Annotated in this window: 19 protein-coding genes; 8 read left to right on the top strand and 11 right to left on the bottom strand. The window is 35.2% G+C overall.

Annotated elements, in window-relative coordinates; translation table 11 throughout:
• Positions 1-34: 34 nt before the first annotated feature.
• The 5 genes from ABIQ27_RS08930 to ABIQ27_RS08910 form a co-directional block, all read right to left on the bottom strand.
• Positions 35-595, bottom strand: coding sequence for a hypothetical protein (locus ABIQ27_RS08930; protein ID WP_348033535.1), 561 nt, complete (start codon positions 593-595; stop codon positions 35-37).
• Positions 585-1274 carry a tRNA pseudouridine(55) synthase TruB gene (gene truB, locus ABIQ27_RS08925; RefSeq protein ID WP_348033534.1) on the bottom strand — a complete coding sequence of 230 codons (690 nt, stop codon included), beginning with the start codon at positions 1272-1274 and terminating at the stop codon, positions 585-587. The genes ABIQ27_RS08930 and truB overlap by 11 nt, the downstream gene beginning before the upstream one ends.
• Positions 1274-2071 (bottom strand): undecaprenyl-diphosphate phosphatase, encoded by a 798-nt coding sequence (locus ABIQ27_RS08920; protein WP_348033533.1) that lies wholly within the window; start codon positions 2069-2071, stop codon positions 1274-1276. The genes truB and ABIQ27_RS08920 overlap by 1 nt, the downstream gene beginning before the upstream one ends.
• 90 nt (positions 2072-2161) lie before the next feature.
• Positions 2162-2398, bottom strand: a complete 237-nt coding sequence (locus ABIQ27_RS08915) for a DUF3098 domain-containing protein (protein ID WP_348033532.1) — start codon at positions 2396-2398, stop codon at positions 2162-2164.
• 41 nt (positions 2399-2439) lie between these two features.
• Positions 2440-3315: a permease-like cell division protein FtsX gene (locus ABIQ27_RS08910; protein WP_348033531.1), complete on the bottom strand. Its 876-nt coding sequence runs from the start codon at positions 3313-3315 to the stop codon at positions 2440-2442.
• A gap of 163 nt (positions 3316-3478) precedes the next feature.
• On the opposite strand from ABIQ27_RS08910, the gene ABIQ27_RS08905 reads away from it, so the two are divergent.
• The 3 genes from ABIQ27_RS08905 to ABIQ27_RS08895 all read left to right on the top strand — a co-directional run bounded on the left by ABIQ27_RS08905 (position 3479) and on the right by ABIQ27_RS08895 (position 7646).
• Positions 3479-6592, top strand: a complete 3114-nt coding sequence (locus tag ABIQ27_RS08905) for a class I tRNA ligase family protein (protein ID WP_348033530.1) — start codon at positions 3479-3481, stop codon at positions 6590-6592.
• Between the two features lie 102 nt (positions 6593-6694).
• Entirely contained in the window at positions 6695-6880 is a 186-nt protein-coding gene (locus ABIQ27_RS08900) for a hypothetical protein (protein ID WP_348033529.1), read from the top strand.
• A gap of 70 nt (positions 6881-6950) precedes the next feature.
• Positions 6951-7646 carry a zinc metallopeptidase gene (locus ABIQ27_RS08895; RefSeq protein ID WP_348033528.1) on the top strand — a complete coding sequence of 232 codons (696 nt, stop codon included), beginning with the start codon at positions 6951-6953 and terminating at the stop codon, positions 7644-7646.
• A gap of 166 nt (positions 7647-7812) precedes the next feature.
• On the opposite strand, the gene ABIQ27_RS08890 is transcribed toward ABIQ27_RS08895, so the two are convergent.
• The 4 genes from ABIQ27_RS08890 to ABIQ27_RS08875 form a co-directional block, all read right to left on the bottom strand.
• The gene (locus tag ABIQ27_RS08890; RefSeq protein WP_348033527.1) at positions 7813-8283 is read right to left on the bottom strand and encodes an Lrp/AsnC ligand binding domain-containing protein; all 471 of its coding nucleotides are present in this window, start codon (positions 8281-8283) and stop codon (positions 7813-7815) included.
• Positions 8284-8374: 91 nt separating this feature from the next.
• Positions 8375-9748 carry a saccharopine dehydrogenase C-terminal domain-containing protein gene (locus ABIQ27_RS08885; protein WP_348033526.1) on the bottom strand — a complete coding sequence of 458 codons (1374 nt, stop codon included), beginning with the start codon at positions 9746-9748 and terminating at the stop codon, positions 8375-8377.
• Between the two features lie 11 nt (positions 9749-9759).
• Entirely contained in the window at positions 9760-10086 is a 327-nt protein-coding gene (locus tag ABIQ27_RS08880; protein WP_348033525.1) for a hypothetical protein, read from the bottom strand.
• A gap of 2 nt (positions 10087-10088) precedes the next feature.
• Positions 10089-10850 carry a DUF3108 domain-containing protein gene (locus tag ABIQ27_RS08875; RefSeq protein WP_348033524.1) on the bottom strand — a complete coding sequence of 254 codons (762 nt, stop codon included), beginning with the start codon at positions 10848-10850 and terminating at the stop codon, positions 10089-10091.
• A 124-nt stretch (positions 10851-10974) separates the two neighbouring features.
• Between ABIQ27_RS08875 and ABIQ27_RS08870 the strand changes: the two genes are divergently transcribed.
• Positions 10975-11361 (top strand): DUF423 domain-containing protein, encoded by a 387-nt coding sequence (locus ABIQ27_RS08870; RefSeq protein ID WP_348033523.1) that lies wholly within the window; start codon positions 10975-10977, stop codon positions 11359-11361.
• Between the two features lie 81 nt (positions 11362-11442).
• Positions 11443-13068 (top strand): phosphoenolpyruvate carboxykinase (ATP), encoded by a 1626-nt coding sequence (pckA, locus tag ABIQ27_RS08865; protein ID WP_348033522.1) that lies wholly within the window; start codon positions 11443-11445, stop codon positions 13066-13068.
• Positions 13069-13148: 80 nt separating this feature from the next.
• On the opposite strand, the gene ABIQ27_RS08860 is transcribed toward pckA, so the two are convergent.
• Together ABIQ27_RS08860 and ABIQ27_RS08855 are read right to left on the bottom strand one after the other, a co-directional pair.
• Complete coding sequence (locus tag ABIQ27_RS08860) at positions 13149-13898, bottom strand: uroporphyrinogen-III synthase (RefSeq protein WP_348033536.1); 750 nt, start codon at positions 13896-13898, stop codon at positions 13149-13151.
• A 10-nt stretch (positions 13899-13908) separates the two neighbouring features.
• Entirely contained in the window at positions 13909-14583 is a 675-nt protein-coding gene (locus tag ABIQ27_RS08855) for a DUF4271 domain-containing protein (protein ID WP_348033521.1), read from the bottom strand.
• Between the two features lie 109 nt (positions 14584-14692).
• Between ABIQ27_RS08855 and ABIQ27_RS08850 the strand changes: the two genes are divergently transcribed.
• Genes ABIQ27_RS08850 through ABIQ27_RS08840 form a run of 3 tightly spaced genes read left to right on the top strand, consistent with a single transcriptional unit; the run spans position 14693 to position 17190 of the window.
• The gene (locus tag ABIQ27_RS08850; RefSeq protein WP_348033520.1) at positions 14693-15418 is read left to right on the top strand and encodes a polyprenol monophosphomannose synthase; all 726 of its coding nucleotides are present in this window, start codon (positions 14693-14695) and stop codon (positions 15416-15418) included.
• A 1-nt stretch (position 15419) separates the two neighbouring features.
• Positions 15420-16760, top strand: a complete 1341-nt coding sequence (locus tag ABIQ27_RS08845) for a dihydroorotase (RefSeq protein WP_348033519.1) — start codon at positions 15420-15422, stop codon at positions 16758-16760.
• Between the two features lie 25 nt (positions 16761-16785).
• Positions 16786-17190: a DUF4296 domain-containing protein gene (locus tag ABIQ27_RS08840; protein ID WP_348033518.1), complete on the top strand. Its 405-nt coding sequence runs from the start codon at positions 16786-16788 to the stop codon at positions 17188-17190.
• Positions 17191-17308 lie beyond the last annotated feature (118 nt).

Here is a 17308-nt window from a genome sequence, read left to right as displayed (position 1 = left end):
CATATTCTGTTTTTATTTATAAAAGATAAAAGGATTAAAAGATAGTATAATTTATTCCTAAGCTTAGGCTTCCTATTTTATCTTTCCCGTTTTTAGAGAAACCATATTGGCAAAGTTCAAAATAAAGTCCCAAACCATCTTCTGTTTCAATGCCTAAACTAAGTTTTTCAAATTCACCTGATAAATCGCCTCTTCCTAAAGCAAATGCTTTTCCATAACCTGGCTCAATAAATATTCTGGTTTCTTCTCCAACTTTTGGGCTAATTTTTATTGTCCCAAAGACAGGAACAACTACAAGGCTTTCATTGGCTTTCCAATCCATTCCGATATTAATTCCTAAAGCAAGCCATTTGTGCAAATGAGTTCCATAACCAACTCTGCCACTAAGTCCATCGAACAAAAAAAACGGTTCTTTTTCTCCTGTGTATTGATCAACTTCGCCATAATGCTGGTTTACTCTTAATGGTATAGAAAAATCAAATTTTGTATACGTGTATGATGATTCATCGTCTTTTGATTTATCAGAGCTTTCAGTTGATTGCGAAAAACCAATTTGGCAAACGAATAAAATGAGTAGTAAAAACTTAGCTTTCATTTTTCTCAAAATCTTCCGGAGAAATGCCGTTTTCAACAGAGTAATCTCCAATTTTTGTTCTGCGTAAAACAGATAAATATGCGCCCGAATGTAGTGCTTTTCCAAAGTCGTAAGCCAGTGAACGAATGTAAGTTCCTTTGCTGCAAACCACTCTGAAGTCAATTTCGGGCAAGGCAATTCTGGTTATTTCAAATTCGTGTATGGTAGTTTTTCTAAAAGCAATTTCGACTTCTTCTCCGGCACGTGCATGCTCGTACAAACGTTTTCCATCTTTTTTTATAGCTGAAAAAACAGGTGGTTTTTGGTCGATTTCACCTAAAAATTGTTTTACAGTTTCCTGAATTAATTCGGCTGTAATATGTTGCGTTGGAAAAGTTGCATCGACTTCGGTTTCTAAATCGTACGATGGTGTTGTGGCGCCAACGGTAAAAGTTCCGGTATATTCTTTAGCTTGACCCTGAATTTCGGTAATTCGCTTGGTAAATTTTCCTGTGCAGACTATCAGCAAACCTGTCGCCAAAGGATCTAAAGTGCCGGCATGACCGATTTTGAATTTCTTTGGAAGATCATATTTGCGTTTTAAAATGTACTTCAATTTATTCACCGCCTGAAACGAAGACCAAGTCAAAGGTTTGTCAATCAAAAGGATTTGACCTTCTAAAAAATCTTCGGCAGTCATTAGATTGTCGTTAATTTTAAGATGCAGAAATGGATAATCAGAATAGCTAAACCTGCTATAATTCGGTAATAACCAAACATTTTAAAACCGTGTTTTGATAAGTATCCGATGAAAGATTTGATAGCCAACATCGCCACGATAAAAGCAAGAACATTACCAATAATCAGCAAATTAATCTGCTCTTGATTCAATAGAAAACCATCTTCGTAATAATCGTAACATTTCTTAACTGTCGCACCAAGCATCGTTGGAACTGCTAAGAAAAACGAGAATTCTGCAGCTGTTGTTCTTGACAATTTTTGTGACATTCCACCAATGATACTTGCGCCACTTCGAGAAACTCCGGGAATCATTGCTAAACATTGAAACAAACCAATTTTTAAAGCTGTTGGATAAGTTATGTTTTCCGTTTCCTGAGTTTCTTCCTTATTGGTAAACCAATCATCAACTTTTAATAAAATGATTCCGCCAAGGACTAATGAAATCGCAACCGTAATCGGATTTTCCAGCAAAGCATCAATTTTTTTGCTAAAAAGCAATCCAAAAACTACTGCTGGAATAAAAGCCACAAGTAATTTGAAATAAAAATCAAGCGTTTGAAAAAAGCGTTTGAAGTATAAAACGACAACTGATAATATTGCTCCAAGTTGAATAACAACGGTAAATAATTTGGTAAAATCGTCATGAGCAATCCCAAAAAATGAGGAAGCAATAATCATGTGACCTGTTGAAGAAATGGGAAGAAATTCTGTTATTCCTTCAATGATGGCTAGTACGATAGCTTGAATGTAATCCATGTTTTTAAGTGAATAGTGATTAGTAATTAGTGAATAGTAGTTTGTCTAGTAATCGAGTTTTTTTGCTAATCACCAATTACTAGTTACTAATCACTTTTTCTTAAAAATGGAATAAATCGTAATTCCGAAACCAATCAAAACTACGGTTGGCGCCAAACGAATTCTTTGGAAATCGAAAATAATCTCATCATTTGAAATTTTTGGATTATCACTTCCGCCGCCACTCATCAGAATAAATCCTAAAGCTATAACAGCAATGCCAATTAATAGGATTTTATAGTTTGCTTTTTCAAAAAGAAAGTCAGGTTTCTGCTCGTTATTTTTCATTTAAGTTGAATTTAGTTCAGCATCTCTGCTGAATATTATTTTTAATATAAATCGTCTGTTCTTAAATTCAAAAAGCGTTGTGTAGCAAAGAAAGTACTTATCCAGGTAATCACAACTCCTAAAACCAAAACTCCTAGAAGCACTACGCCAATAGCTAATTTATCTTCCATAATTCCAAGATTTGGAAATGTTGTCTGGATATAAAGCAATACGCCAATTAAAGCAAATATTGCCAATGCCGAGCCAATCAATCCAAGGAAAACGCTGCGTTGAATAAATGGTTTTCTGATAAATGACTTGGTTGCACCAACCATTTGCATCGTTTTAATAATAAACCGGTTGGCAAAAATGGATAAACGCAATGAACTATTAATCAGCAATACCGAAACCAGTGCAAAAACACAGCTGATAATCAAAATCCACATACTGATATTCTTGATGTTATCATTGACCAAAGTCACAAGTTGCTTATCATAAACAATGTCGGCAATCATTTCGTTTTTACGCAAACGGTTTTCAATTTGGGCAATGCCGGCATTCGTAACATAATCGGCTTTCAGGTGAATGTCGAAAGAATTTTGCAGCGGATTCACACCCAAAAACTGCATAAAATCTTCACCAATTACTTTCATATGTTTCTTAGCAGCTTCTTCTTTCGAAACATATTCAAAAGATTTGGCGAATTTTGCCGTTTTCAATTCTTCGGTAAAAGCGGTTATCGTCGAATCAGATGCTTCAGTTTTAAAGAAAACAGTCATTGCAATTTCCTCTTTGAAATTATCTGATAATCGTTTGGAATTGATGACAAAAAGTCCCAAAATCCCCAATAAAAACAACACTAAAAAGATACTCAACACGACCGAAAAATAGGAAGTAATAACTCTGCGTTTCTGAAACTTTTCAAATGACGATAACATAAATTGTATTTTGATGTGGTAAAAATAATAAAGAAAATTGTTTTTCTTCTTTATAACGTACAAAGTTTTAACTTTATTATAATAAACGTAAATTTGTCGCTTAAATTTTTAAAAGAGACAACCCTTCCAGGGTTCAAAACCCTGGAAGGGTTAATTAAATAAGATGAAATATTTCCACGAAAAAATAGAAGAAAAATGGCAAAAATATTGGGCTGAAAACCAAACTTTTGCGGCTACAAATAATTCCGATAAACCAAAGTATTATGTGCTCGACATGTTTCCGTATCCATCTGGCGCTGGTTTGCACGTTGGTCATCCGTTAGGTTATATTGCTTCTGATATTGTGGCGCGTTTCAAACGTCACAAAGGTTTTAACGTTTTGCATCCGCAGGGCTATGATTCATTCGGACTTCCGGCGGAACAATATGCGATTCAGACTGGACAACATCCCGAAAAAACAACTCGTGAAAATATTGCGAGATATAGAGAGCAGTTAGATAAAATTGGTTTTTCATTCGATTGGAGTCGAGAAGTGCGTACTTCAAATGCTGATTATTACAAACATACGCAGTGGATTTTTATTCAATTATTCAATTCGTGGTACAATAAAGATACAGATCAGGCAGAAGATATTTCGACTTTGATTTCCATTTTTGAAAAAGCAGGAAATGCTACCGTTCATGCAGTTTGCGATGATAATATTGAAATCTTTTTTCCTTCGGATTGGAGTTTCTTTTCAGAGGAAGAAAAACAACGAATATTATTGCAATACAGATTAACCTATTTGGCGGAGACCGAAGTAAACTGGTGTCCGGCGTTAGGAACTGTTTTGGCAAATGACGAAATCGTAAACGGCGTTTCCGAACGTGGCGGACATCCTGTTATCCGCAAAAAAATGACACAATGGTCGATGCGGATTTCTGCTTATGCCGAAAGATTATTGCAGGGATTGGAAACTATCGATTGGAGCGAAAGCATCAAAGAATCACAAAGAAACTGGATTGGAAAATCGGTTGGAGCAAGTATAAAGTTTTCGGTTCCCGGTTCTCAGTTCTCAGCTGATAATCAGACAACAGACAACAGACAACAGAGAACGATTGAAGTTTTCACTACTCGTCCTGATACAATCTTCGGAGTGACATTTATGACATTGGCACCGGAACACGAATTGGTTTCTCAAATCACAACTCCGGAACAAAAAGCGGCGGTTGAAAGTTATGTTGAAGCAACAGCCAAGCGTTCGGAACGTGAAAGAATGGCAGATGTAAAAACCATTTCGGGAGTTTTCACTGGCGCTTATGCTGAACATCCATTTACCAAAGAAGCAATTCCGGTTTGGATTGGCGATTATGTTTTGGCGGGTTACGGAACAGGAGCTGTTATGGCAGTTCCATGTGGTGATGAAAGAGATTATGCGTTTGCGAATCATTTCAAAGGAACCAACGGAATGCCGGAAATCAAGAACATTTTCAATCAGGATATTTCTATGGAAGCGTTTGCCGGAAAAGACGGATTTGAATTGGTAAATTCTGATTTCTTAAACGGTTTGGGTTACAAAGCCGGAACCAAAAAAATCATTGAAGAATTAGAAGCAATCCACCAAGGAAAAGGGAAAACCAATTACCGTTTGCGTGATGCTGTTTTCTCGCGTCAAAGATATTGGGGCGAACCCTTTCCGGTTTATTATGTGAATGGAATGCCGCAAATGATTGACTCTAAATATCTTCCAATTGTTTTGCCTGAAGTTGAAAAATATTTACCAACAGAAGACGGACAACCGCCTTTAGGGAATGCGACCGATTGGGCTTGGGACAGCGCAAATAATTTAATTGTCAGCAATGAGTTTATTGATAATAAAAAAGTATTTGCATTAGAATTAAATACGATGCCAGGCTGGGCGGGAAGTTCATGGTATTGGATGCGTTACATGCAAGATCCAAAAGACAATAACAATCCAGAATTTGCCAGCAAAGAAGCGTTGAAATATTGGGAAAGAGTTGACTTATACATTGGCGGAAGCGAGCACGCCACCGGGCATTTATTATACTCGCGTTTCTGGAACAAATTCCTAAAAGACAGAGGCTACGCACCAACCGAAGAGCCTTTCAAAAAACTGATTAATCAGGGAATGATTTTGGGAACAGGAGCATACTATCCTTTTTTCTTTTATAATCTGAGAATAAATCTTGATACTAAAGGGACTATTTATTCAGAAACCAAATGGAAAGACTGGAATACATCAGCACTAATTTTTACGGATATAAAAGAAAGAGATAACAATAAAATACTAGACGACTTTTTTCCTTTAGATCCTAAGGTTAATGATGAAGATGTAAAAAGACAGATGATTTCTTTGTTTAAAAAACATGTTAAAGAGAAATATTTTGATGATGAAATAAGTAAAGTACCAGATAATCATTTTTCAATAGAGATAGTAGATAAGAATTTTGACTTAAATAAAAAGAGAATTCCATATAGGAGTATTGACCCTTCAACTTTAGAGATTAATGTTGAAAAAATGAGAGAAGACGCAATGTTTGCTTTTGCAATCAAAATAGGAAACGAAAAAATTTATGCAACGACCGAAATTGGAAAAATGTCAAAAAGTTGGTTGAATGTTGTTAGTCCTGATGAAATATGTGAAGATTATGGTGCCGATACTTTAAGATTGTATGAAATGTTCCTTGGTCCGTTGGAGCAGGCAAAACCATGGAATACTGCCGGAATTACAGGAGTTTCTGGCTTCCTGAAAAAACTATGGCGTTTGTATTTTGATGACAATACTGGTTTGAATATTACTGATGAAGATCCAACAGCAGACATGTACAAATCGCTGCACAAAACCATCAAAAAAGTTACTGAAGACATCGAGAATTTCTCGTTCAATACTTCAGTTTCGCAGTTTATGATTTGCGTGAATGAATTGGCGGCACTAAAATGCCATCACAGAAAAATATTAGAACCATTGGCAATTACAATTTCGCCTTATGCTCCACATATTGCAGAGGAACTTTGGAGTCAATTGGGTCATGAAGGTTCAATATCTACGGTTGCTTTTCCAATTTGCGATGAGAAATATCTAGTAGAATCTGAAAAAGAATATCCGGTTTCCTTTAACGGAAAAATGCGTTTTACGATAAAGCTGCCTTTGGATTTAACTCCAAAACAAATTGAAGAAATTGTTATGGCAGATGAACGTACGCTAAAACAATTAGATGGGAAAGTTCCAAATAAAGTGATTATTGTTCCGGGGAAAGTGATTAATCTGGTTGGATAATAACATTCTGAAGAAAATATGAAATCCCAAACATCAAAAGTGTTTGGGATTTTTTTGTGTAACATTTTCAAAAAATCCCGTATAAGAAGAAAAAACACAACCATGAAAAAATTCGAAGTCCATACTATTGTTGAGAAAGCAGGTTTTAGTAGTATGAAAGAAAAACTAAATGAAAAAGTAGAACATTTTCTAAACGAAAAAGCCAATGCAGGTTATGAAATCGTAACGGTTTCGTTTACGTATTATGAAGGCGCAGAATTAATCGCCTTTATTACGATTTGCAGATAAATGTCAAGTTGTCATTCATTTAGGATTGGCGTGCAATTTGATGGATTTGTAAAACACTTAAAAACAAACAATGTTAGGATATTATATATTAATCGGTCTTATTGCTTTAGTAAGCTTTGCTGTTAGTTCAAAATTGAAGAGCAAATTTGAACAATACTCACATGTTCATTTACGCAACGGACTTTCGGGTGCCGAAATTGCAACACAAATGCTGCACGATCACGGGATTTATGACGTTAAAGTCATTTCCACACCGGGACAATTAACAGACCATTACAATCCTGCCGATAAAACGGTCAACCTTAGCGAAGGAGTTTACAACCAGCGTAATGCTTCGGCCGCTGCAGTAGCCGCTCACGAATGCGGTCACGCTGTTCAACATGCCAAGGCATACAGTATGCTGCAACTTCGTTCGCAGTTGGTTCCTGTCGTAAACGTGTCATCCACACTTTCTCAATGGCTGATTTTCGGAGGATTAATTCTCGGAGCCGGAGCGCATTTAGGATTCGGATTTTATGTTGCGGTTATCGGATTGGTCTTGATGGCAGTTGCCACAGCGTTCGCCTTTATAACTTTACCTGTTGAATATGATGCAAGTAACAGAGCTTTGGCTTGGCTGAAAAATAAAAATATGTTGAGTCAGCAAGAATACGCAGGAGCAGAGGATGCCTTAAAATGGGCAGCTCGAACTTACGTCGTTGCAGCAATCGGTGCATTAGCTTCACTTTTATATTGGGCGTTGCAGGTTTTTGGCAACAGAAGATAAAACAGAATCCGTTACGAAAGTGGTGGATTTTTTTTGTTTAGGAGCGAGTGGTTTGGGTAGTTTCAGCAATCCATGTTCCCGCCATCCGTTCTACTACGTGCCACTACTGTCGGGGCTAGAGAGTTAGCTATTTTAAAACTAATCATTAATTACTAGTCACTAATTACTATAATTGTATTTGTCTTTCAATCTGCTGTTCCAAAGATATAAAAGTCTCTGTTCTTGAAACACCATTAATCGGTTGGATTTTTTTGTTAAGCAGCTGCATCAGATGTTCGTTGTCGCGGCAAATCATTTTGATTAAGATGCTCCAGTTTCCAGTCGTATAGTGACATTCCAAAACTTCAGGAATTTTTTTAAGTTCTTTCACCGCTTCCGAATTACTCGAAGCTTTGTCGAGATAAATTCCAATAAATGCCATGGTTTTATAACCCAAAACTTTATTATCTACAATTAGTTTTGAGCTTGCAATTACGCCGGCATCTTCCAGTTTTCGCAATCGTTGGTGAATCGCAGCGCCGGAAATTCCAATTTTATTCGCAATCTGTAATATTGGTTTTCGGGCATCTTCCATTAAATCACGAAGGATTTCTTTATCGATGCCGTCAATTTCTATTTGTAGTTGATTTATCTTCATTACCTAAAATTTGTAAATCAAAAGTATAGAAATAGTTTCAATTGTAAATAAAAAAATCGAAATCGATTAGAATTTCGGTTTTTAATATATTTTAATTCCCCAACAACTTATCAGGATTATAACCTACATAAGGCATTTCGGTTTCGTTGAAAACTATACCGTGTGTTGCCAGTTCTTTCAAAATAGGCTCGTATACTTCTTTTGTAACTGGCAATTGTACACCAGGCGTTTTGATGTTGCCGTTCAGGATTTGTAAAGTCGCCATTGCTACAGGTAAACCAACAGTTTTTGCCATAGCAGTGTAGATTTGATCATCACCAATGCACACCATTTTAGAATCTATTTGTTTGCGTTCACCATTGATTTCGTAACCAAATTTGTGGTACATCACAATCATGTCTTTGTCTTCGGGTTGTAAAGTCCAGCTGTCGTTTAAGATGCGTTCTAAAATTTGAGCCGGAGTTGCATTTCTGAGTCCAACAATTTTCTTTGCATTAAAGATATCGAGTTCCATTAATTTGTCCCACATGATGTCATCCTGTTCGATACCAAGCGCCATTCGGGTTTTTAATTCAACCGAATCTGATGCGTGAAATGGTAAAAAGGAATTGATAAAATCACGGTAACTCATCGTTTCTGAATTTTCCATTGCATACGAATCGTCGGTCATGCCTAATTGCACAAACATACTCCATGCTTTGGAAAAACCAACTCTACGGATTGTTCCTCTGTATAAAGTCAGGATATTATCAAGGCCATAAATACTTCTGTATTTTAAGGAGTCACGATTGGCATAACCTTCAAATTTTCCGTAACCTTCCACATGAAAGAATTCTGTTCTGCGGAACAATTTGTGATACGGAATATATTTGTATTTGCCTTCCTGAATAAATTTGGCAGCGCCACCCTGACCAGCTAAAACCACATTTCGTGGTGCCCAGGTAAATTTGTAATTCCAAAGATTATCATCAGATTCAGGAGCAACCAAACCGCCGCAAAAAGATTCGAATAAAATCATTTTTCCTCCTTTGGCTTCAATTTCATGAATCACTTTCATGGCACTCATGTGGTCAATTCCGGGATCGAGACCAACTTCATTCATAAAAACCAGGTTGTTCGCTTTTACAGCTTCATCCAGACTTTGCATCTCATCCGAAATATAAGAAGCCGTAACCATATTTTTTTTGAAAGTCACGCAGTCTTTTGCTACTTCAATATGCATGTGAGCTGGTAACATTGAAATAACGATATCTGCTTTTTGAATTTCGGCCTGACGTTCTTCAATATTGTTTATGTCTAAAGCAATTGGTCTTGCATTAGTGTGATTGTATGTTTTTCTTCTGGCCAATTCTATAGACAAATCACCAATAGTTACGTTTAAGTCTTCCTGGGTAGATTTTCTTAAAAGATATTTTATTAGTGAAGATGCTGAACGTCCGGCACCGATGATTAAAATGTTTCTCATTCTGTTGTATTTTATTCCAAATCCTTTTCTAAATCTTCGAGTTCTTGTTTGGCTTCTTTCTTGGTTTCAATTTTTTCTTGTTCAAATTTGGCATCTTTGACCACTTCGTCTTTTATCAAAAGTGTTTTTCCTAATACAAAAACGGAAGAAAGAACACATAAAAGTAGTAAAATATTAGGAAGTTTCTTTTGATTTGCATCAGATTTTTTAAGCAATACCAAACAAAAAACAATACCTAATCCAATAGGTAAAAAAGCAATGGTGTTTAATGGCAAAGCCGTAAAAATGATGGCGAATACTGTAAAAATGATGGCTAAAATTAAAAATAACTTTCTCATGATTAAATCCCGCTTGCAGAGGTTAATACTAATTGCCCGGTTCCAACCGGAATGCTGAATTTCAATAAAGTTGGTACTTTTTTAGCATCGGCGGTAAGCCAAATAAGGTTTTTGTCTGTTCCTTTTAAGGCATCTGTTTTGGCGCCAATTGACAATTTGTAGCATTCTTTCTTGCCTAAATTTCCGGCAGAAATAATTTCTTTTCCCATGTATTTTAATGTCACCGGAATTTGCTTTTCGTCAAAAACAATCATTAAGTTTTGGGTTTGCCCTACTTTAAATTTCGATAAATCCATTGTTCTTACTTTGTACAAAAGTGAAACCACGTCTTGTGTTGATCCGCCAATAGTAAAGTTTTTTTGAGTTTCAGGTCTTTTTCTTTTCTTCGAAGTGCTGCTGACTGAGTTTCCTTTGAAAACATATTTTTCCTTTTTTGTCCAGCCACCTTCGTCTATGTTTCGTTTGTATAAACTTGGTTTTAAAGTCATCGGATTTACATAGGATTCATATAAATCTCTGATTTTGAAAAACGAATCCCATTTACTATACGTTGATAATTCACAACTCAAATGCAAATAGGTATTTTTAGAAGTCGTAACATTTTCGGTTGACATGGTAACTTGTGCCAATTGTGTCATCAAACCACTCATATTATATGAACCTGTAAAAACCAGTTTTTCGCCCGCTTTTATCGTTTGGCTGTTAACCCTCGTAAAAGAACAGCAAACAAAAAAAGAACAAAGTATATAAAGTATTTTCCTCATGATTGTAAATTGATGGTGCAAAAATAAATTTTTAAAATGGTTCAAATGCCAAAAGAAACGTGAAATTTCTTCAATAGTATGCAGATGACGAATAAATTTGTGTTTTAGTATAGACTTAATAAATATGGAAAGAAAAATTGCAGGTGTTGGTGCCTTTATGGGAATTTTGGCAATAATTTTAGGTGCTTTTGGCGCTCATGCTTTAAAAAAACAATTGACGATTGAACAACTCAACGCTTTTGAAACTGGAGTAAAATATCAGATGTATCACGCGTTGTTTTTGTTGTTTTTAGGATTCAACACTTTACTTAGTGAAAAAGCAAAAAAAATGGTGTTTCAATTGGTAATTTTTGGAGTAATTTTCTTCTCGGGTTCTATTTATTTATTAACAACAAAAGCGATAAGCGGAGTTGATTTTAAGTTTATTGGAATTTTAACACCAATCGGTGGAGCCTTGCTAATTGCGGCCTGGAGCATTTTGTTTTGGAATATTTGGAGGACAAAGAGATAATATTATAATAAAAAAAATAGTTTCTAAAATTTAATTTTTACCTTTGCCCTCTAATTGATAATGCAACACAAACTAATTTCTATGGAGAACTACGCTCAAACAGCGAAATCGATTTCGTTAGAAAAATATGGGATTAAAAATGTTCACGAAATTATTCACAATCCTTCCTTCGAAAAGTTATACAATGATGAGTTAAATCCAAATTTAGAAGGTTTTGAAAAAGGCCAGCTAACGGAACTTGGAGCTGTAAATGTCATGACTGGAGTTTTCACCGGTCGTTCACCAAAAGATAAATACATTGTAAAAGACAGCATTACTGAAAACACCATTTGGTGGAACTCAGATAAAGCGGTTAACGACAATAAGCCTATTACCCAAACCACTTGGGAAGCCTTAAAAGATACTACTACCACTCAATTATCCGGAAAGAAATTATATGTCGTTGATGCCTTTTGTGGTGCCAATGAAAATACAAGACTGAAAGTCCGTTTCATTATGGAAGTAGCCTGGCAGGCACATTTTGTTATCAATATGTTTATCCGTCCAACGGAAGCTGAATTGGAAAATTTCGGCGAACCTGATTTTATTGTAATGAATGGTTCCAAAACTTCTTTCAAAGATTATGCAGCTCACGGATTAAATTCGGAAGTATATGTAGCCTTTAATCTAACTGAGAAAATCCAAATTATTGGCGGTACCTGGTATGGTGGCGAAATGAAAAAAGGAATGTTTGCGATGATGAATTATTATTTGCCATTGCAGGGAATTGCTTCAATGCATTGCTCAGCTAATAAAGGTGCAGCTGGAGATGTTGCTGTTTTCTTTGGTCTTTCAGGAACAGGGAAAACAACATTGTCTACAGATCCAAAACGTGAATTGATTGGTGATGATGAACACGGTTGGGACAACGAAGGCGTTTTCAATTTTGAAGGTGGCTGCTATGCGAAAACTATAGATTTGAGCATGGAGAATGAACCGGATATTTACAGCGCGATTAAAAGAGATGCGCTTTTAGAAAACGTTACGGTTGATGCAGATGGAATAATTGATTTTAAAGATACTTCGGTAACTCAGAATACGAGAGTTTCATACCCAATTTATCATATTCACAATATTGTAAAACCGGTTTCAAAAGCTGGTCATGCCAATAAAGTTATTTTCCTTACGGCAGATGCTTTTGGAGTAATGCCACCAGTTTCTAAATTAACGCCGGAACAAACTAAATATTATTTCCTTTCAGGATTTACAGCCAAATTAGCAGGAACAGAACGCGGAATTACGGAACCAACACCAACATTCTCTGCGTGTTTTGGAAAAGCGTTCCTGACATTGCATCCAACAAAATACGGAGAAGAATTAGTAAAGAAAATGGAGCAAAACCAAGCCAAGGCTTATATGGTGAACACTGGTTGGAACGGAACAGGAAAACGTATTTCTATAAAAGACACACGCGCCATTATTGATGCTATCTTAGATGGTTCAATTGAAAATGCAGAAACTAAAATGGTTCCGGTTTTCAATTTAGAAGTTCCAACGTCTTTACATGATGTGAATTCATCAATCTTAGATCCAAGAGATACGTATGAAAATGTATCAGAGTGGAATAAGAAAGCCAATGACTTAGCGTCGTTATTCGTTAAAAACTTCGCGCAATATACAGATAATGAAGAAGGTCATAGTTTAGTAAAAGCTGGACCACAATTATAAAAACAAACTAACAAACCTAACCAAAGAAAAAAGCCATTCACTTAATTGAGAATGGCTTTTTTTATGATGGTAAAATAATTTTATTTTCCTTTGTTAGCGTCGGCGATATATCTCTCCAAAGCCATTGTCATTGATGGAGTTTCAGGCGTTGGTGCCAAAATATCGATACGTAATCCGTGTTCCAAAGCTTCTTTTTGTGTAGTACTTCCAAAAACAGCAATACGTGTGTCGTTTTGCTTAAAATCAGGGAAGTTTTTAAACAATGATTTTATTCCGGTTGGGCTAAAGAAAGCCAAAACATCATAATAAACATCTGCCAAATCAGATAAATCACTCATTACCGTTTTATAAAAAGTGGCTTGTGTCCAATCTACTTTTAAAGCATTCAATGTTTGTGGGACATCAAAATTTAATTGGTCTGAAGCTGGTAAAAGAAATTTTTCGTCTTTGTATTTTTTGATTAATGGAGATAAATCAACAAAGTCTTTCTGACCAACATAGATTTTACGTTTTCTGTAAACCACATATTTTTGCAGGTAAAAAGCAATAGCTTCAGACTGGCAAAAATATTTTAAATCTTCGGGAACTTTATAACGCATTTCTTCGGCCACTCTAAAAAAATGGTCCACAGAATTTCTGCTGTTTAAAATAATAGCCGTAAAGTTATTTAGGTCGATTTTTTGAGCTCTGACATCCTTTGCGCTTACACCTTCTACATGTATAAATGATCGAAAATCAATCTTTACTTTATGCTTTTGCTGTAATTCGAAATAAGGGGAATTCTCTACTTTTGGTTCTGGTTGGGACACCAAAATTGTTTTCACTTTCAGATTTGACATTCTAATGGGCTAAATTTTTTGTAATCAAATAATATATAAAATAGTAGGGCGCTATTTCAAGTGCGCAAAGATACAAAATAAAATAAAACAACTTCCCGATGAGTAAGTTTTGATAAATCTTCAACGAAACCAGGTAAGAAAACAAGTTTATTATTAAAATCACAGCGATTGTGCAATAAATCAGAATAATTGATGGAGTATTGTTATAAAACAGATAAATATTTACCGGTAATAAAATCAAACCAACAAAAGTTCGATAACTTACTTTCTGTAAATTGAATTGCTCTGCAAATTCTTCAATGTTAAAAATGGTTGCTACAATTTTTTCTATCAAAAATTTTGATAGCACAAAGATTCCAAAAAATGTAAAAATCCGAAGAAAAATTACCCAATCCGTTTTCGAAACATATCCAAGATAATTGAGAACCAATTGAATAAAAAATGAAAACGAAATAATTTGAACAATAAACAACAATATAGTAAAACCACTCATCAGGTGAGAAGTGTCTTTGTACACTTTGATGTATTTATCGGAAACCAAAATTCTTAGAAATTCACTAAAACGGGTTTCAAAAGCAGTCTTGGTAATTGCAATTAAAACAAAAGAAAAAACAAACAAACATGTTGCCCAATCCTTAGGTTCTAAAATTCTGGGCTGTAAAACAATTTCTATCATAATCACGACAAAATTAGTAATTTTTTATTTCTTAAAATTATTATATAATTATTAAGATTGCGCTCTGATAAAAAGTTTATTTTTGCATCGAAGTTTGACGGCACTTACTATGAACGACGGTATTGTAATTATTCCAACCTATAACGAAATTGAAAACATCGAAAGCATTATTCGGGCAGTGTTTTCGTTACATAAAACTTTTCATATTCTTGTGGTTGATGATAATTCACCAGATAAAACGGCAGATAAAGTCATGGAATTGCAAAGCGAATTTCAAGGCAAATTGTTTTTGTCCGTTAGAAAGAAAAAATCAGGTTTAGGAACTGCATATGTTCACGGATTTAAATGGGCATTGAAGCATCATTACGAATACATTTTTGAAATGGATGCCGATTTTTCACACAACCCAATTGATTTAGAAAGATTGCATGATGCCTGTCATTTTAATGGTGCAGATTTAGCCATCGGTTCCCGATATGTTACCGGAGTGAATGTTGTCAATTGGCCTTTGAGCAGAGTATTGCTTTCCTATTTTGCTTCTGTTTACGTCCGAATGATTACCGGAATGAAAATCATGGATGCTACTGCTGGTTTCATTTGTTATAACCGAGTGGTTTTGGAAAAAATAGATTTAGAAAAAATAAAATTCATTGGCTATGCTTTTCAGATTGAAATGAAATACAGGGCTTTCGCCAAAAATTTTAATATACAGGAAGTTCCCGTCATCTTCACCGACAGAACAAAAGGACAATCCAAAATGAGTGGTTCTATTATCAAGGAAGCCATTTTTGGAGTTATATCTTTAAGGTTTAAGAAGTTTTTAAATCAATTATAAAATGAATACTGTTTTAATTAAAAATGCCAAAATTGTAAACGAAGGAATCATTTTTGAAGGCGATGTTTTGATTGAAAACGAATTTATTGTTGAAATCGCCGAAAGCATTAGCCCAAAACATTCCAGTTGTAAAATAATTGATGCCGAAGGAAGTTATCTTATTCCGGGCGCTATTGATGATCAGGTGCATTTTCGCGAACCTGGTTTGACTCATAAAGGAGATATCGCTTCCGAAAGTCGGGCTGCCGTTGCCGGTGGCATTACTTCATATATTGAACAACCGAATACGGTTCCAAATGCAGTTACCCAGGAAATCTTAGAAGAAAAATATCAAATTGCTGCCAAAACATCTTTTGCCAATTATTCATTTATGATGGGCGGAACGAATGATAATTTAGAAGAAATTCTAAAAACAAATCCTAAAAATGTCGCCGGAATTAAATTATTTTTAGGTTCATCAACTGGGAATATGTTGGTTGATAATCAGGAAGCATTAGAAAAAATATTTTCGAGTACAAAGATGCTGATTGCCGTTCATTGCGAAGATGAAACGACTATTAAAAACAATTTAGAAAGATACAAACTTCAATTTGGTGAAGATATTCCGGTAGAATTCCATCATTTGATTAGAAGTGCTGAAGCTTGTTATATTTCGTCTTCCAAAGCAATTGCCTTAGCTAAAAAAACGGGAGCAAGATTACACATTTTCCATCTTTCAACAGCTAAAGAAATGGAACTGTTTACCAATAAAATTCCGTTGGAAGAAAAACAAATCACTGCCGAAGTTTGTGTTCATCATCTTTGGTTTTCGGATGAAGATTATAAAACAAAAGGCAATTTCATCAAATGGAATCCGGCTATAAAAACCGCAGAAGACAGAACGGCTTTGTGGGAAGCTTTGCTCGATGACAGAATTGACGTTATCGCTACCGATCATGCACCTCATACATTGGAAGAAAAACAACAATCCTATTTAAAAGCACCATCTGGCGGACCATTAGTTCAACATGCTGTGGTGGCGATGTTTGAAGCCAATCATCAAGGGAAAATATCTGTAGAAAAGATAGTAGAGAAGATGTGCCACAATCCGGCAAAGATTTTCAAAATCGAAAAGCGTGGTTTTATCAAAGAAGGATTTTATGCCGATTTGGTGATTGTGAATCCAAGCCTGCCATGGAATGTTAAGAAAGAAAATATACTGGCCAAATGTGGCTGGTCACCATTTGACGGATATAATTTTAAATCAAGAATTACGCATACCTTTGTGAATGGTCAATTGGTTTATCAAAATTTTAAAGTAAAAGATATTCCTGTTGGAAAGCGTTTGCTTTTTGACAGATAAATTACTGAAATAATTCAGCATAAATATGAAAAAATGTATTCTTTTAGGGTTTATAGTTCTGTTTTTCGGGTGCAACAGCGATTCAGTTGAAAAGCCTAAAAACCTTATTGGTAAAGACAAAATGGTCGATATTTTATATGACATATCCTTATTGGAAGCTATTAAATCGCAAAATATAAATGGTGGCATAACAGTAAAAATGGGGAACGAATATATTTATAAAAAATATAAAATAGACAGTGTTCAGTTTGTGAAAAGCAATAAATATTACGCTTCAGATCTTGAGGAATACAAAAAAATGTTTGAGAAAGTTAAAGAGAAATTGAGCACAGCTACTTTGAAAATAGAAAATGAAACGAAGAAAAATGGTCAGGTTGTTCCACCAAATCCGAACAGCACTTTAAATTCGGATACGCCTCAGGTACAATAATTACTTTTGCAAAGAAACAAATTCTTTAACAACACTATCAATGTTTTGGAATTCAAAATTCAAAGCATTTTTTATTTTCTTATTAGAAATAAAATCGGAAGAATGCAGTGAGTTCGCG

The organism is Flavobacterium sp. (assembly GCF_039916025.1).
GTDB lineage: Bacteria > Bacteroidota > Bacteroidia > Flavobacteriales > Flavobacteriaceae > Flavobacterium.
The sequence above is the reverse complement of the archived record's forward strand: the minus strand, read 5'-3'. Positions and strand labels throughout refer to the sequence as shown.

Excerpts from the sequence above, each read along its gene's own strand:
- ABIQ27_RS08930 (WP_348033535.1), bottom strand. The coding sequence starts at position 595 with ATGAAAGCTAAGTTTTTACTACTCATTTTATTCGTTTGCCAAATTGGT.
- truB (WP_348033534.1), bottom strand. The coding sequence starts at position 1,274 with ATGACTGCCGAAGATTTTTTAGAAGGTCAAATCCTTTTGATTGACAAA.
- ABIQ27_RS08920 (WP_348033533.1), bottom strand. The coding sequence starts at position 2,071 with ATGGATTACATTCAAGCTATCGTACTAGCCATCATTGAAGGAATAACA.
- ABIQ27_RS08915 (WP_348033532.1), bottom strand. The coding sequence starts at position 2,398 with ATGAAAAATAACGAGCAGAAACCTGACTTTCTTTTTGAAAAAGCAAAC.
- ABIQ27_RS08910 (WP_348033531.1), bottom strand. The coding sequence starts at position 3,315 with ATGTTATCGTCATTTGAAAAGTTTCAGAAACGCAGAGTTATTACTTCC.
- ABIQ27_RS08905 (WP_348033530.1), top strand. The coding sequence starts at position 3,479 with ATGAAATATTTCCACGAAAAAATAGAAGAAAAATGGCAAAAATATTGG.
- ABIQ27_RS08900 (WP_348033529.1), top strand. The coding sequence starts at position 6,695 with ATGAAAAAATTCGAAGTCCATACTATTGTTGAGAAAGCAGGTTTTAGT.
- ABIQ27_RS08895 (WP_348033528.1), top strand. The coding sequence starts at position 6,951 with ATGTTAGGATATTATATATTAATCGGTCTTATTGCTTTAGTAAGCTTT.
- ABIQ27_RS08890 (WP_348033527.1), bottom strand. The coding sequence starts at position 8,283 with ATGAAGATAAATCAACTACAAATAGAAATTGACGGCATCGATAAAGAA.
- ABIQ27_RS08885 (WP_348033526.1), bottom strand. The coding sequence starts at position 9,748 with ATGAGAAACATTTTAATCATCGGTGCCGGACGTTCAGCATCTTCACTA.
- ABIQ27_RS08880 (WP_348033525.1), bottom strand. The coding sequence starts at position 10,086 with ATGAGAAAGTTATTTTTAATTTTAGCCATCATTTTTACAGTATTCGCC.
- ABIQ27_RS08875 (WP_348033524.1), bottom strand. The coding sequence starts at position 10,850 with ATGAGGAAAATACTTTATATACTTTGTTCTTTTTTTGTTTGCTGTTCT.
- ABIQ27_RS08870 (WP_348033523.1), top strand. The coding sequence starts at position 10,975 with ATGGAAAGAAAAATTGCAGGTGTTGGTGCCTTTATGGGAATTTTGGCA.
- pckA (WP_348033522.1), top strand. The coding sequence starts at position 11,443 with ATGGAGAACTACGCTCAAACAGCGAAATCGATTTCGTTAGAAAAATAT.
- ABIQ27_RS08855 (WP_348033521.1), bottom strand. The coding sequence starts at position 14,583 with ATGATAGAAATTGTTTTACAGCCCAGAATTTTAGAACCTAAGGATTGG.
- ABIQ27_RS08850 (WP_348033520.1), top strand. The coding sequence starts at position 14,693 with ATGAACGACGGTATTGTAATTATTCCAACCTATAACGAAATTGAAAAC.
- ABIQ27_RS08845 (WP_348033519.1), top strand. The coding sequence starts at position 15,420 with ATGAATACTGTTTTAATTAAAAATGCCAAAATTGTAAACGAAGGAATC.
- ABIQ27_RS08840 (WP_348033518.1), top strand. The coding sequence starts at position 16,786 with ATGAAAAAATGTATTCTTTTAGGGTTTATAGTTCTGTTTTTCGGGTGC.